This window comes from Delftia sp. Cs1-4 (assembly GCF_000214395.1).
In the GTDB taxonomy this organism is placed as follows: domain Bacteria; phylum Pseudomonadota; class Gammaproteobacteria; order Burkholderiales; family Burkholderiaceae_C; genus Comamonas; species Comamonas acidovorans.
On the sequence record NC_015563.1, the window covers coordinates 4,195,014 to 4,208,176 of the forward strand.

At 68.0% G+C, this 13,163-nt stretch carries 13 protein-coding genes; 7 read left to right on the forward strand and 6 right to left on the reverse strand.

What is annotated here, in order from left to right; genetic code table 11:
- Positions 1–111 precede the first annotated feature (111 nt).
- Genes DELCS14_RS18260 through DELCS14_RS18275 form a run of 4 tightly spaced genes read right to left on the reverse strand, consistent with a single transcriptional unit; the run spans position 112 to position 3,727 of the window.
- Positions 112–810, reverse strand: a complete 699-nt coding sequence (locus tag DELCS14_RS18260) for an ABC transporter ATP-binding protein (RefSeq protein WP_013802990.1) — start codon at positions 808–810, stop codon at positions 112–114.
- The gene (locus DELCS14_RS18265; RefSeq protein WP_013802991.1) at positions 803–1,639 is read right to left on the reverse strand and encodes an ABC transporter ATP-binding protein; all 837 of its coding nucleotides are present in this window, start codon (positions 1,637–1,639) and stop codon (positions 803–805) included. Before DELCS14_RS18265 ends, DELCS14_RS18260 begins: the two co-directional genes overlap by 8 nt.
- Positions 1,629–2,810 (reverse strand): branched-chain amino acid ABC transporter permease, encoded by a 1,182-nt coding sequence (locus DELCS14_RS18270; protein ID WP_012204871.1) that lies wholly within the window; start codon positions 2,808–2,810, stop codon positions 1,629–1,631. Before DELCS14_RS18270 ends, DELCS14_RS18265 begins: the two co-directional genes overlap by 11 nt.
- Positions 2,810–3,727, reverse strand: coding sequence for a branched-chain amino acid ABC transporter permease (locus DELCS14_RS18275; RefSeq protein WP_013802992.1), 918 nt, complete (start codon positions 3,725–3,727; stop codon positions 2,810–2,812). The genes DELCS14_RS18270 and DELCS14_RS18275 overlap by 1 nt, the downstream gene beginning before the upstream one ends.
- A gap of 286 nt (positions 3,728–4,013) precedes the next feature.
- On the opposite strand from DELCS14_RS18275, the gene DELCS14_RS18280 reads away from it, so the two are divergent.
- The 3 genes from DELCS14_RS18280 (at position 4,014) to DELCS14_RS18290 (ending at position 7,759) form a co-directional block, all read left to right on the forward strand.
- Positions 4,014–5,162, forward strand: coding sequence for a branched-chain amino acid ABC transporter substrate-binding protein (locus tag DELCS14_RS18280; protein ID WP_013802993.1), 1,149 nt, complete (start codon positions 4,014–4,016; stop codon positions 5,160–5,162).
- Entirely contained in the window at positions 5,162–6,676 is a 1,515-nt protein-coding gene (locus tag DELCS14_RS18285) for a 4-hydroxyphenylacetate 3-hydroxylase family protein (protein WP_013802994.1), read from the forward strand. Before DELCS14_RS18280 ends, DELCS14_RS18285 begins: the two co-directional genes overlap by 1 nt.
- A 132-nt stretch (positions 6,677–6,808) precedes the next feature.
- On the forward strand, positions 6,809–7,759 hold the full coding sequence (locus DELCS14_RS18290; protein WP_013802995.1) for a LysR family transcriptional regulator: 951 nt from the start codon (positions 6,809–6,811) through the stop codon (positions 7,757–7,759).
- Positions 7,760–7,788: 29 nt separating this feature from the next.
- Here DELCS14_RS18290 and DELCS14_RS18295 read toward each other — a convergent pair whose 3' ends face one another.
- Positions 7,789–8,349, reverse strand: coding sequence for a dihydrofolate reductase family protein (locus tag DELCS14_RS18295; RefSeq protein ID WP_013802996.1), 561 nt, complete (start codon positions 8,347–8,349; stop codon positions 7,789–7,791).
- Positions 8,350–8,569: 220 nt separating this feature from the next.
- Here DELCS14_RS18295 and DELCS14_RS18300 point away from each other — a divergent pair, with 220 nt between their 5' ends.
- Genes DELCS14_RS18300 through DELCS14_RS18310 form a run of 3 tightly spaced genes read left to right on the forward strand, consistent with a single transcriptional unit; the run spans position 8,570 to position 11,058 of the window.
- On the forward strand, positions 8,570–9,676 hold the full coding sequence (locus DELCS14_RS18300) for an alkene reductase (protein WP_013802997.1): 1,107 nt from the start codon (positions 8,570–8,572) through the stop codon (positions 9,674–9,676).
- A gap of 59 nt (positions 9,677–9,735) precedes the next feature.
- Positions 9,736–10,755, forward strand: a complete 1,020-nt coding sequence (locus DELCS14_RS18305) for a zinc-binding alcohol dehydrogenase family protein (protein ID WP_013802998.1) — start codon at positions 9,736–9,738, stop codon at positions 10,753–10,755.
- A gap of 3 nt (positions 10,756–10,758) precedes the next feature.
- On the forward strand, positions 10,759–11,058 hold the full coding sequence (locus DELCS14_RS18310) for a putative quinol monooxygenase (RefSeq protein ID WP_013802999.1): 300 nt from the start codon (positions 10,759–10,761) through the stop codon (positions 11,056–11,058).
- A 40-nt stretch (positions 11,059–11,098) separates the two neighbouring features.
- Here the strand turns inward: DELCS14_RS18310 and DELCS14_RS18315 are convergent, their stop codons facing one another.
- Entirely contained in the window at positions 11,099–12,043 is a 945-nt protein-coding gene (locus DELCS14_RS18315; RefSeq protein WP_228676790.1) for a LysR family transcriptional regulator, read from the reverse strand.
- A 105-nt stretch (positions 12,044–12,148) separates the two neighbouring features.
- On the opposite strand from DELCS14_RS18315, the gene DELCS14_RS18320 reads away from it, so the two are divergent.
- A complete protein-coding gene (locus DELCS14_RS18320; protein ID WP_013803001.1) occupies positions 12,149–13,129 on the forward strand; it encodes a tripartite tricarboxylate transporter substrate binding protein in 981 nt (326 codons plus the stop codon).
- The last annotated feature ends 34 nt before the right edge of the window (positions 13,130–13,163 follow it).

Genomic DNA, 13,163 nt, shown 5'->3' on the forward strand with positions numbered 1-13,163 from the left:
TGGGTCTCTCAGGAAAAAAAGGCGCAGACCGTCCCGCATCGGCGCGGTGCCGACTGCCTTGGTGTGGTCCGCAACAAAAAAGGGAAGGAGGTGAAGGCCGCCCGTGCGGCGCTACAGGTACAGGTGCTTCACCACGTCGTTGGCCAGCAGCTCGCTGGCCGTGCCCGAGGCCACCAGCTGGCCCTTGAGCAGCAGATAGCCCGTGTGGGCGATGGACAGCGCCGCCTCGGCGTTCTGCTCGATGAGCAGCACGGTGATGCCTTGGCTGTGGATGCGCTGCACCGTCTCGAAGTACTCCTCGATGAGCTTGGGCGACAGGCCCAGCGTGGGCTCGTCCATCACCACCAGGCGCGGCTCGCCCATGAGCACGCGGCCCAGCGCCACCATGGCCTGCTCGCCGCCGGACAGGGTTCCGGCCGCCTGCGTCAAGCGCTCGCCCACCCGGGGGAACAGGGCCACCACGCGCTCCAGCGCCTGGGCAAAGCCCTGCTGCGGGCGCAGCGCGTCGTGGCCGATCTTCAGGTTCTCCTGCACGGTCAGCTCGGCAAACAGGCGCCGCCCTTCGGGCACGAAGCCCACGCCCAGGCCAGCCAGGTCTTCGGTGCGCATGCGCGCCAGCGGCTGGCCCATGACGCGGATGGCGCCGTGGTGCACGGGCAGCAGGCCCGCAATCGCCTTGAAGGTAGTGGTCTTGCCCGCGCCGTTGGGGCCCAGCAGGCAGACGATGCTGTGCTCGGGCACCTGCAGCGAGACCTGGTTGAGCATGTTCACCACGCCATAGCGCGTGCTGATGGAGTCCAGTTCAAGCATGGCTGGCCTTTCTGCCCAGATAGGCTTCCTGCACGCGCGGCAGCCGGCGCACCGCCTCGAAGCTGTCGTCGCCGATCTTGCGTCCGTAGTCCAGCACCATCACGCGGTGCGGCAAGGTGGCGATGAGCCGCATGTCGTGCTCGATGATGATGAAGCCCAGCGCCGGATTGCCTTCGCGCAGGCGCTGGATGTCGGCGATCAGCGCATCGGTGTCGCGATCGTCCATGCCGCTGGAGGGCTCGTCCAGCAGCACGATGCGGGGCTCGGCGGCCAGGGCGCGCGCAATCTCCAGGCGGCGGCGGTCGGCCTGCGGCAGGCTGCTGGCCAGCACGTTGCGGCGCTGGTGCAGGTCGCTGGACACGCTTTGCAGCAGCGCGCAGGCGCGCTCGGCGCAGCGCTTCATCTCGGCGCGCGAGACGGCCGGGCGCAGCAGCGCGGTGAGCACGCCGCAGCGGGTGCGCGCGTGCATGCCGATGATCACGTTGTCCAGCACGCTCAGCGAGCCGAACAGCCGGCTGGTCTGGAAGGTGCGCGCAATGCCGGCGCCCGCGATGTCGTGCGCGGCCATGCCCTTGAGCGAGCGACCTTGCAGCAGCACCTCGCCCTCGGTGGGCTGGTAGATGCCGGTCAGCAGGTTCAGCAAGGTGGACTTGCCCGCGCCGTTGGGCCCGATGATGCCCAGCACCTCGCCCGCCGCCAGGTGGATGTCCACGCCCTGCACCGCCGTCAGGCCGCCGAAGCGCATGGTCAGGCCACGCCCCTCAAGGACCAGCGGGCCTGCGGGCGCGGCATGGTGGGTGGGATGGGTGGGAGGGGAATCAATGCTCATGGTTGCGCACCCGTTGGGGGAAGATGCCGCGCGGGCGGATGATGAGGAAGGCGATCACCACCAGGCCGTAGAACAGGATGCGGTAGTCGGAAAACGCCCGCAGCTTCTCCGGCAGCATGGTCAGCAGGAAGGCGCCGACGATCACGCCCAGCGTGTTGTCCATGCCGCCTGCGATCACCAGCGTCATGATGGTCACGGACACCAGGAAGGTGAAGTTGTCCGGCGAGATGAAGCTCACATAGAACGCATACACCGTGCCCGCGAAGCCCGCCAGGAAGGCGTCCACCGCAAAGGCCTTGACCTTGAACCAGGTGACGTTGATGCCGCAGGCGCGCGCGGCGATCTCGTCGTCGCGCAGGGCATTCCAGGCCAGGCCCACGCGCGAGCTGTGCAGGCGCTGCGCCGAGACGATGGCCAGCCCCAGCAGGGCGACGGCCACGTAGTAGAAGTTGGCCTGGCCCGGCAGGCTGTGGCCCCACAGCGTGATGGGGTCGTTGAACGAATGCCCGAACAATGTGGGCGAAGGAATGCCCACCAGGCCGTTGGCGCCGCCCGTCCACTCCAGGTTCATCAGCAGCTGGTGCACGACGATGCCGAAGGCGATCGTCACCAGCGCCTGGTAGCTGTCGCGGGTGCGCATGGACGGCAGGCCCAGCAAAAAGCCGAAGACCGTGGCCACGGCGGCGGCCACCAGCAGGCAGATCCAGAAGCTCACGCCGAAGTGGATGGCCAGCAGGGCCGACGCATAGGCGCCGATGCCGTAGGACGCGCCGGTGGCGAAGTTCGGTATGTTGGCGCTGCCCAGCTGGAAGTTCAGCGCCAGCGCCAGCACCGCGTACAGGCAGGCGATGATCATCAGGTGCATGGCGTAGCTGTCACCGCCCAGCACCCACGGAAAGACCAGCGCCAGCACCACGCCCGTGCCCACGGCCAGCGGCCTGCACTGGCCGAAGGCGGCCACGATGCGGTCCTCCACCAGCGGGCGTTTCTGCACCGCGACCAGGGCCACGGCAAAGCAGGCCAGCAGCGCCAGCACCGTGATCCAGCTTTCGGCCAGCAGGAACTGGCGCAGCAGCACGGCGCCCGCCAGGGCCACGCCCAGCACGATGGCGGCCGAGCCCGCACTCCGTGGAGCCGCGCGCGGCGGCGCCTGTATCGTCGTTGTCTGCATCACACCTTCTCCATTTTCTGAACGCCGAACAGGCCGGCGGGGCGAAAGATCAGCACCAGGATCACCAGGGCGAATACGAACACCAGCCGGTACGAGGTGCCATTGGGCACATAGCCCTGCACGATGGTCTCGATGGCCGCAATCAGCAGGCTGCCGACAATGGCGCCCCCCAGCCGCCCCAGACCGCCGACCACCGCGGCGGAAAAGCCGATCAGGCCCGCCTGCACGCCGAAGTCAAAGCGCACCACGCCCGCATAGCTGGCCAGGAAGATGCCGCCCACCGCGCCGGTGGCCGAGGCAATGAAGAAGGTGTTGCGAAACACCGGCCCCGGCGCAATGGAGAACAGCCGCGCGGTTTCGCGGTCCTGCGACACGGCGCGTATGCGCATGCCCATCGGCGTGTGGTGCAGCACGTACAGCAGCACGCCCACCAGCGCCACCGCCACCAGCACCGAGACCACGCTGATCAGGGGCAGCGGCCCGAACGGGGTGGGAACGGCCCCCTGCGCAATCGCCGGGAACGCGTGCGGATTGCTGCCCTGCGGGTACAGGTGGCGGATCAGCTCGCGGATCACGATGCCCAGAGCCACCGTGGCCACCAGCGGCATCATGGCCGGCGCATTGCGAAAGCGGCTGATCACCAGCCGGTCCAGGGCAACGCCCAGTCCTCCCACCGCCGCAATGGCCACCAGGCAGGCCAGGCCCAGCACCAGCCAGGTGGCCGAGCCGCCCAGCGCGGCAGCCAGGGCCTGCACGGCCGCCAGGGCGATGAAGGGGGCGACCATGGCCACGTCGCCATGGGAAAAGTGAATCACCTGCAGCACGCCAAACAACAGGCTGAAACCCAGGGCAAGCAGGCTGTAGATGCAGCCCAGGGTCAGCCAGTTGATGAGTTGCTGGAACAGCGCGTCATGCATCGATAGGGTTCCTCTTGTGTCGGGTTCGGCCGGTTTGGCGGGGCTTCGCTTGTCTCCATGTCACGCAACCATTGAAGCAAGAAACCGCGCAAAACCTGCGTCGCTTTTGCCGAGGCGCTGCTTCGGAAAACGCGATCCAGTCCCGGGCAGTTGCGGCGATACATTGATCCGGCGGCGTTGCCAGACAGCGCCGGCCAGCCCGCCACGCACCGTGGCGCCCCGCCGCCCCGGCCCCCCGGGCCGCCATGGCTGCCCCTCGTCTTCACCTGAACAGGACCGACCGACCATGCAAGCCTTCACGACAACCACCGCCCTCCTGCCATCGCGCCGGCGCCTTGCCGCATCCGCCCTGGCGCTGGCCGCCGCCACGCTGGCCTGCGGCGCGGCCTGGTCCCAGTCCACCGTGAAGCTGGGCTTCATCGGCCCCGTCAGCGGCGGCAACGCACAGCAGGGCCTGGGCGCGAAGAACGGCTTCCTGCTGGCCATCGACCAGTGGAATGCCACGGCCGGCGTGCCGTTCAAGGTGGAGGGCGTGGTGCTGGACGATGCCTCCGACCCGCAGACCGGCGTGTCCGCCGCGCTCAAGCTGGTCAACGACCGCGACGTGGTGGGCGCCATAGGCCACTGGAACAGCCCCGTGGCCCTGGCCACGCTGCCGGTGTTCAACCGCGTGCAGATGCCCTTCATCGTCTGGGGCGCCATCGGCCCCAAGATCACCGACCAGAACTTCGCCAACACCACGCGCGTGACGCCCACCCTGGTCAACGAGAACAAGCCCCTGGCCGCCTGGGCCGCCACGGGTCTGGGCGCAAGAAAGATCGCCATCATTGCCGACACCAGCGACTACGGGCGCGCCAACCTGGCCTCGTTCGGCAGCTTCTACAAGGCAGAAAAAGGCAGTGTGGTGGCCGAGGAAAGCTACCCCGTGGGCACCACGGATTTCCGCTCCATCCTCACCAAGATCAAGAGCCTGAACCCCGACGCGGTCTACTTCGGCGGCGTGATCACCGAGGCCGGCATCGTGCGCAAGCAGATGGCCGAGCTGGGCATGAAGCAGCCCATGCTGGGCATCAGCGGCATCTTCGACCCGCAGCTCATCCAGATCGCCGGCCCGGCCGCGGACGGCACCATCGTCGGCACGCCCAAATCGCAGACCAACCCCCGGCTGGACGCCATGAGCCGCGCCTATGCCGCCAAGGGCTATGCCGACTCCGAGAGCCCGTACACCAAGTACGCATACGACGCCACCGGCATCCTTTTGCAATCGCTCAAGACGGCAGGCACCAAGGACCGGCAGGCCGTGGCCAAGGCCATCCGCGCCATACGCTACGACGGCGTGACCGGTACCGTGACCTTCGACGCCAACGGCCAGACGCAGGTGCCCGTGGAGCTGCAGCTGCACGAGGTCAAAGACGGCAAGTGGGCCAGCCGCTGATGATCAGGACAGGCAGCCAGTACCGCGACTCCATCCGCGATGGCCGGCGGATCTGGATGAACGGCGAGCGCGTCAAGGATGTGACCACCCACCCCATGTTCAAGCCGCTGGTGGACATCCGCGCGCGCGTGTACGACCTGCAGCACGAGGCCGCGCTGCGCGACGCGCTCACCTACGACGAAGGCGACGGCGAGCGCCACCCCATCGCCCACAAGCTGCCGCTGACGCGCCAGGACTGGTGGGACAAGCGCCGCGCCACCGACCTGCTGCTGGAGGACATGGGCGGCGTGGTCATGCGCGTGGGCGACGAGAGCGTGGGCGAGATGTGGTCGCTGTTCGACGGCCAGGACGTGCTCAACGAGCTGGACCCGCGCTTTTCCGCCAACATCCGCACCCACATCCGCCGCGTGGTGCGTGGCGACCTGTTCCACGTATCGGCCAACACCGACCCCAAGGGCGACCGCTCGCGCCTGCCGCAGGACCAGGACCCCGACGTGCTGCTGCATGTGGTCAAGGAGACCGATGCAGGCGTCATCGTGCGCGGCGCCAAGTACGAGACCGCCGCCGCCTATGCCAACCAGGCCTTCACCAAGCCGGGGCTGGCGCACTGGGGCGACGCGGCGCAGTCCGAATACGCCATAGGCTTCATCTGCGACCTGGGCGCGTCCGGCCTGCGCTTCATCTGCCGCCCGGGCCTGGCCGCCCGCGCATCGGCCCAGGACCATCCGTTGAGCCATCGCTTCGACGAAGTGGACGCCATCGTGGTCTTCGACGACGTGCTGGTTCCCTGGGAGAACGTGCTGTTCTACCGCCACACCCGGGCCGCCCATTTCCTGCGCGAGACGCTGCACCGCTACTCGGCCTTCACCTTCCTGCAGCGCAGCCTGAAGCTGGCCGACATGCTGATAGGCACGGCCCTGCACAACGCGCGCCAGACCGGCGTGGAGAAGCTGCAGGCCGTGCAGGACAGGCTGGCCGGCCTGGCCTGCTACCGCGAAGGCATCAACGCCCACCTCACGGCCGCCATCGCGCTGGCCGAGCGCAGCCCGGCCGGGCTGATGATGCCCAACCAGTCCCTGCTGTTCACCGGAAGGTCGCTGGCCACCGGCCAGCTGCACCACATGATGAACACCGTGCGCGAGCTGTGCGGCGGCCAGGTCTGCCTGACGCCGGACCACGCCAGCTTCGAGAACGAGGAAACCGGCCCCTGGCTGCGCAAGTTCTACACCCTCGGCCCGCAATGGCAGGCCGACGACCGCCGCAGGCTGCTGGCCTATGCGCGCGACCTGCTCGACTCGGACCACGCCGGCCACCGGCTCAGCTTCCAGCTGTTTGCGCAATGCCCGCCCTACGCCCAGACGGCGGCCGTGTACCGGCATTTCAACTGGGATGCGCCGCTGGACTTTGTCGGCAAGTCCGCCGGCCTGACGGACCGCGTGAAGGCCACGCAGGCGCCGGCCCAGGGCGACGGGGCGGTGGCGCAATGGTTTCGCAATCACAACGCCAGCGACTGAAGGCTGCCGGGGCCCGACCGCCGCACAATGCAGGCGCCTTGCGGGAAGGGCCTCTTGCAGCGCGGTCCGCCGCTTGGTCAACTACGCGGCAGGTCACCCTGGCCGCCCTCCCCTCTCCACCTCTTGCACACCGTGCTGACACGACTGACCTTCAGACAATTGGAATACTGCGTGGCGGCGGGCGAATTCGGCAGCATTGCCGAGGCCGCCAACCGCATCCACGTCTCGCCCTCGTCCATCTCCTCGGCCATCACCCAGGTGGAGGCCGAGCTGCAGGTGCCGCTGTTCGTGCGCCACCATGCGCAAGGCCTGTCCGTCACGCCCGCAGGCGCCGAAGTCCTGCGGGAGATCCGCAGCCTGCTCGACCAGGCCATGGCCTTGTACGACGTGGCCAGCAGCGCGCAAAGCCAGGTGCGCGGCCCCGTGCGCGTGGGCTGCTTCACCACGCTGGCGGCCATGGTCGCCCCCGAGCTGTGCCAGGGATTCGCGCGCGCCCACCCCAAGGCCACGGTCACGCAGATCGAGGACCACCAGGAAGGCCTGATCCACAAGCTGCGCACCGCGCAGATCGATGTCGCCATCACCTACGACCTGCTGGTGGCCGAATCGGACATCTGCTTCGAGCCGCTGGCCCAGCTGCCGCCCATGGTCATCGTCAGCGAACTCAATCCGCTGGCCAACCACCGCTACACCACGCTGGAGGCGCTGGCCCAGCTGCCCATGGTCCTGCTGGACTTGCCCCTGAGCCGTGAATACTTCATGTCGCTGTTCCGCGAAGCCGGCGTCTCGCCCCTGATCGCGGCCCGCAGCGCCAGCCCCGACGTGGTGCGCTCCCTGGTCGCCAACGACGTGGGCTACTCCCTGGTCAACGTGCGCCCGCGCAACTCCCATGCGCTGGACGGCAAGAAGATCGTCAACCTGCACCTGAACGGCAACCACCGCCCCATGAAACTGGGCCTGGCCTGGGCCCGCGAACAAAAGCCCCGCCATGTGGTGGAAGCCTTCATGCACCGCTGCCGCAGCTTCATCTCCAATGAATACATTCCGGGGATGACGGCGCCTGGGCGCGGGGAGGCGAACTGAGCGGCGCGCAGACCGAATCAGGGAGCCCGTCAGCCCGTGCTCTTGCGCACCTCGTAATGCAGCACCGCCATGCCCTCGCCGATCTGCCGAACCGACAGCAGGCGCAGTACCGGATGCAGCACCCGGCGGGGAAACAGCGGCTTGCCCCGGCCCAGCGTGGCCGAGCCCACGCTCAGGATCATCTCGTCCAGCAGGTCCGCGTCATAAAACTGGCCTGCCAGGTCTCCGCCTCCCATGACCCAAAGGTTGCGCCCACCGGCCGCCGCCTGCATCTGCGCATGCACGGCACGCACATCACCGCTGACAAACCGGATATCGGCACCCGGGATACCAGGCAGCGTGCGGCTGGAAAACACCCAGGCAGGCTGCGTATAGGGCCACGCCGCCCCGGTCTCCTGCGCCACCGTCTCCGCGTGGCGCAGCATCCATTCGTAGGTGGCGGCCCCCATGGCCAGCGCGCCCACGCCGGCAATGAACTCCGGGTAGCCCGTGGCCTGCATGTCGCCCAGCGGGAACAGCCAGTCCAGGGAATCGTCCTCGGTGGCCAGGAATCCGTCGAGTGAGGTGGCGGCGAAGTATTGGGTCTTCATGGAGGAGATGGTAGCCAGGCAGGCGCGGCACGGCCATCCGCCCGGCTGTTGTGCGGGCCGCGCCCTGACCTCATCGTCAAATTTCTTTTGAAGCCGCCTTCAGTCCTGCGGGTCTTTTTCAATTGGAACACCCAGGTCAACATCGCTCCATGCCCAGACGACTTGCGAACCGGGTTTCCGCCACCGCCCCAACACCTGTACAGCTCCGCCAAAGAACCGCATGACCACCGCCTCCACGCCCCTGTTTAGCCCCCTGCAGCTCGGCCCGCTCAGCCTGCCCAACCGCATGGTGATGGCCCCCATGACGCGCAGCCGCACCAGCCAGCCAGGCGACGTGCCCAATGCACTGATGGCCACCTACTACGCACAACGCGCCAGCGCCGGCCTGATCGTCTCGGAAGCCACCCAGATCTCCCGCCAGGGCCAAGGCTACAGCTTCACCCCCGGCATCTATTCAGAGGCGCAGGTGGACGGTTGGCGCCGCGTCACGGACGCGGTGCATGCCGCCGGCGGGCGCATGGTGCTGCAGCTGTGGCACGTTGGGCGCATGTCGCATGCCAGCTTTCACGCCGATGGCCTGCCGGTCGCGCCTTCGGCGCTGTCGCCCCAAGCCCAGGTCTGGGTGGTCGGCGACGACGGTGTCGGCCGCATGGTCGACTGCCCCGTACCGCGCGCGCTGAGCGCACAGGACATCCAGGACGTGATCGGTGACTTCCGCAGGGGCGCGGCCAATGCGATGCGTGCCGGTTTCGATGGCGTGGAAATCCACGGCGGCAACGGCTACCTGATCGATCAGTTCCTGCGCACCACCTCCAACCACCGCACTGACGCCTACGGCGGCGGCATCGCCCAGCGCACGCGCTTCGCCGAAGAGGTCGCGGCCGCCGTGGCGGGCGAGGTCGGGGCCGAGCGCACCGGCATCCGCCTGGCGCCCTTCATCACGCAGCGCAACATGAACTGCCCGCAGATCATCGAGACCATCCTGCATCTGGCCAGCAAGCTCGACGAGATCGGCCTGGCCTACATCCACCTGTCCGAAGCCGATTGGGACGATGCGCCCGAGATTCCGCAGGACTTCCGCCACGCGCTGCGCCGCGCCTACCAGGGCAAGGTGATCGTTGCGGGCAAGTACGACGCGGAGCGCGCCCAAGCCATCCTGCACGAGGGCCTGGCAGACCTCGTCGCCTTCGGCCGCCCCTTCATTGCCAACCCGGACCTGCCGGCGCGCTACGCCGCCCAGGCGCCGCTGGCCGCATTCGATCCGAAGGCCCTGTTTGGCGGCGACGCGCGCGGCTACTCGGACTACGCAGCCCTCGCCACTGCCTGAAACCCTCCTTGCTCTCCCTTCTTGCTATCCCCTCTTCCTCAACCTTTGAAAGCACGACCATGAAAGCCGTTGGATACCAGAAACCCCAGGCCATCAGCCAACCCGAATCGCTGATCGACATCACCCTGCCCGATCCCGTGGCCAGCGGCCGCGACCTGCTGGTCGAAGTCAGGGCCGTGTCCGTCAATCCGGTGGACACCAAGGTGCGCGCCAGCGGCGCGCCCGCCGAGGGGCAGACGCACAAGGTGCTGGGCTGGGATGCCAGCGGCATCGTCAAGGCCGTGGGCCCCGAAGTCACGCTGTTCAAGCCGGGCGACCGCGTCTGGTACGCCGGCTCCATTGCGCGCCCTGGCACGAACAGCGAACTGCACCTGGTGGACGAGCGCATCGTGGGCCACGCGCCCAAGTCGCTGGACTTCGCACAGGCTGCGGCCCTGCCCCTGACCGCCATCACCGCGTGGGAGATGCTGTTCGACCGCCTGGGCATCGCGCCGGGCAAGCACCCCAGCCACAAGACGCTGCTCATCATCGGCGCCTCCGGCGGCGTGGGCTCCATCCTCACACAGCTGGCCACGCGGCTGACCAGCCTTACCGTCATCGGCACCGCATCGCGGCCCGAGACGCAGGCCTGGGTCAAGGAGCTCGGCGCCCACCACGTGATCGATCACAGCCAGCCGATTGCCGACGAACTCAAGCGCATCGGCTTTCCCACGGTGGACCACATCGTGAGCCTCACGCAGACCGACCTGCACTTCGCACAGATCGTCGAGGCGATCGCGCCCCAGGGAAAATTCGGCCTGATCGACGATCCCGCGTCGCTGGACATCACCAAGCTCAAGCGCAAGTCGGTGTCGGTGCACTGGGAATTGATGTTCACCCGCGCCCTGTTCGGCACCGACGACATGATCGGCCAGCACCGCCTGCTCAACGAGGTTGCCGCACTGGTCGATGCCGGCCTGATCCGCACCACGCTGGCCGAGCGCTTCGGCAGCATCAACGCCGACAACCTCAAGCGCGCCCATGCCCTGATCGAGTCGGGCAAGGCGCGCGGCAAGGTGGTGCTGGAGAACTGGGGCTGAGCCATGAAGACAGAGACCATTTTCAACCTGGCCATCCTTGAGGCGAAGGCCGGCCAGCACGACCAGCTGCGCGACGCCCTGCGCGCGCTGGTGCCATTCACCCGGCAAGAGGCCGGATGCCTGGACTACACGCTGTTCGAGCTGGCGGACACCCCCGGCACCTTCTACATGCGGGAGTCATTCAGGGACCAGGCAGCGCTGGATGCGCACTTCAGCATGCCGTACTTCAAGGCGTTCGAGAAACGCTTCGACGAACTGCTGGCACGCCCCTTGCAACTGGTGGGCCTGAAGGAAGTGCCCTGACGGGCGGTACGGATCCGGGCGGCACGGGTCCGGCCGACGACTAGCGCGCGGCTGCAGAGCGCCGCCCCCACGCTGGCGGCAGCGTGGGGGTTGCCGCCGACAGCTGGTCCCATACGTACTGGGCGGCAAAGCCGTGGTGACGGCTGCGCGAGCGCACCAGGCAGGCTTGCCGGCCCAGATTTCTTTCGGCCAACGGGACTGCGTCCTGCACATCCAGGCTCATTGCCGCGGCACCGTTGAGCAGCGCAACCATGCCGTTTTCACGGGCGGCATGCACCAGGTCCTCCAGCGTATCGGACTCCAGATGCACGCCCGGCTTCAGCCCCTGCGCCGCAAAGGCGTTGTCGAGCTGGCGCCGCATTGCGTATTCGCTTGGCAGCAAGGCCAGGGGGTGGTTCGCGACCTCGCTGAGCTCCAGCAGGCGTCGCCGCCGGCGGGGCTTCAATCCCACGGCCACCACCGGCTCGTCGAAGCAGGCCAGGATCTCCAGATCGGCATGCGGCTCCGGGTCGAAGCTGACGGCGAGATCGAAATCGCCACGCAACACGCCCTCCACCAAGGCCTGTGCGGTGCGCCTGCGCAGCGCGATCGCCAGCTGCGGCCACTGCGCCTGGGCACTGCGCACGACGGGCAGTACCCAGCATCCCGCGTAGGACTGCACCAGGCCGATGCGCACCAGGCCCGCCACGGTGCTCGCACGCGCCTGCACGTCGCGCAGCGCCGCCTGCAGCTCCCTGAGGCAGGCCGACACCCGGCGGTCGAGCTCATGTCCGGAGGCCGTGGCTACGGCGCGCCCGCTCGCACGGTCGAACAGATGCACGTCCAGGGTCGATTCCAGCAAGGCGATCTGCTCCGACAGCGCCGCCTGCGAGATCGAGGCATCGCGCGATGCCGCACTGAAGCTGTGCGCCCGCATCGCCGACACGAAGTAGCGCAACTGGCGCAATGAGACGAGATCGAGGGGGTCGCGGCTGCGTGCGGACATGGCCATCGGATTATCCGATAGGCGCGGCCAGAAAATGCGAATTGCGAAGAAACAAGGGCCTGCCGACACTACGGCCACGAGACAACTCTGGTCACGAGAGCACCGATGAAACGACGCAACTTCCTTCAGTACGCCAGCACGGCGACGGCCATTTCAGCCTTGGGCGCAAGCCCCTCGGCGCGCGCACAGGCATTCCCGTCCAAGCCCATCCGCATCATCTGCCCCTATCCAGCAGGTGCGACCACCGATGCCGTCTCCCGCCTGATGGCGAACGCCTTGCAGTCGGACAGCGGCAGCACGGTGATCGTCGACAACCGCAGCGGTGCGGGCGGCAACATCGGCACGGAGGCGGCAGCACGCGCCGAGGCCGACGGCTACACGCTGCTGCTGGGCGCACTCGGCCCCATGGCAGCGAACCCGGCGCTGTACTCCAGGCTCAACTTCGATCCGGTCAAGGACTTCACACCGCTGGCATGGGCCGCCTCGGTGCCGTTGATCTGGGCCGTGCATCCCTCCTTCCCGGCGGCCACGGCCAAGGAGGCGCTCGAATGGCTGCGCAAGAACCCGGGCAAGTTCTCCTACGCATCCGCCGGCAACGGCACGCCGCAGCACCTGGCGGGAGAACTCGTCAAGCGCCAGACCGGCACCTCGATCCTGCACATTCCCTACCGCGGCTCCGCGCCTGCACTCAACGACGTGCTGGGCGGCACGGTGCAGATGGTGTTCGAAGCCACGCCGGCCATCCTGCAACATGTGCAAAGCGGGCGCCTGAAGGCGCTGGCCGTGACGTCCGCCAGGCGCATTCCCGCGCTGCCCGGCGTGCCCACGCTCAAGGAATCGGGCGTGGACGCCGAGATCAGCGGCTGGTACGGCTTCCTCGCGCCCGCTGCGACCCCGGCCGACCGCAAGGCCTGGCTGGTCAAGCACATGGGCGCGGCGCTGGCGGCCAAGGCCACGCAGGACAGGCTGGCCGAACTCGGCTCGGTGCCCATCGACAACTCGCCCCAGGCATTCGCACGCCTGCTGGACAGCGAGCGGGCACGCTGGCAGACGCTGATCCGCGAAGTCGGCATCAAGCTCGACTGAAGGCGCCGCCCCATGCCGCACATCGCCATCGAGG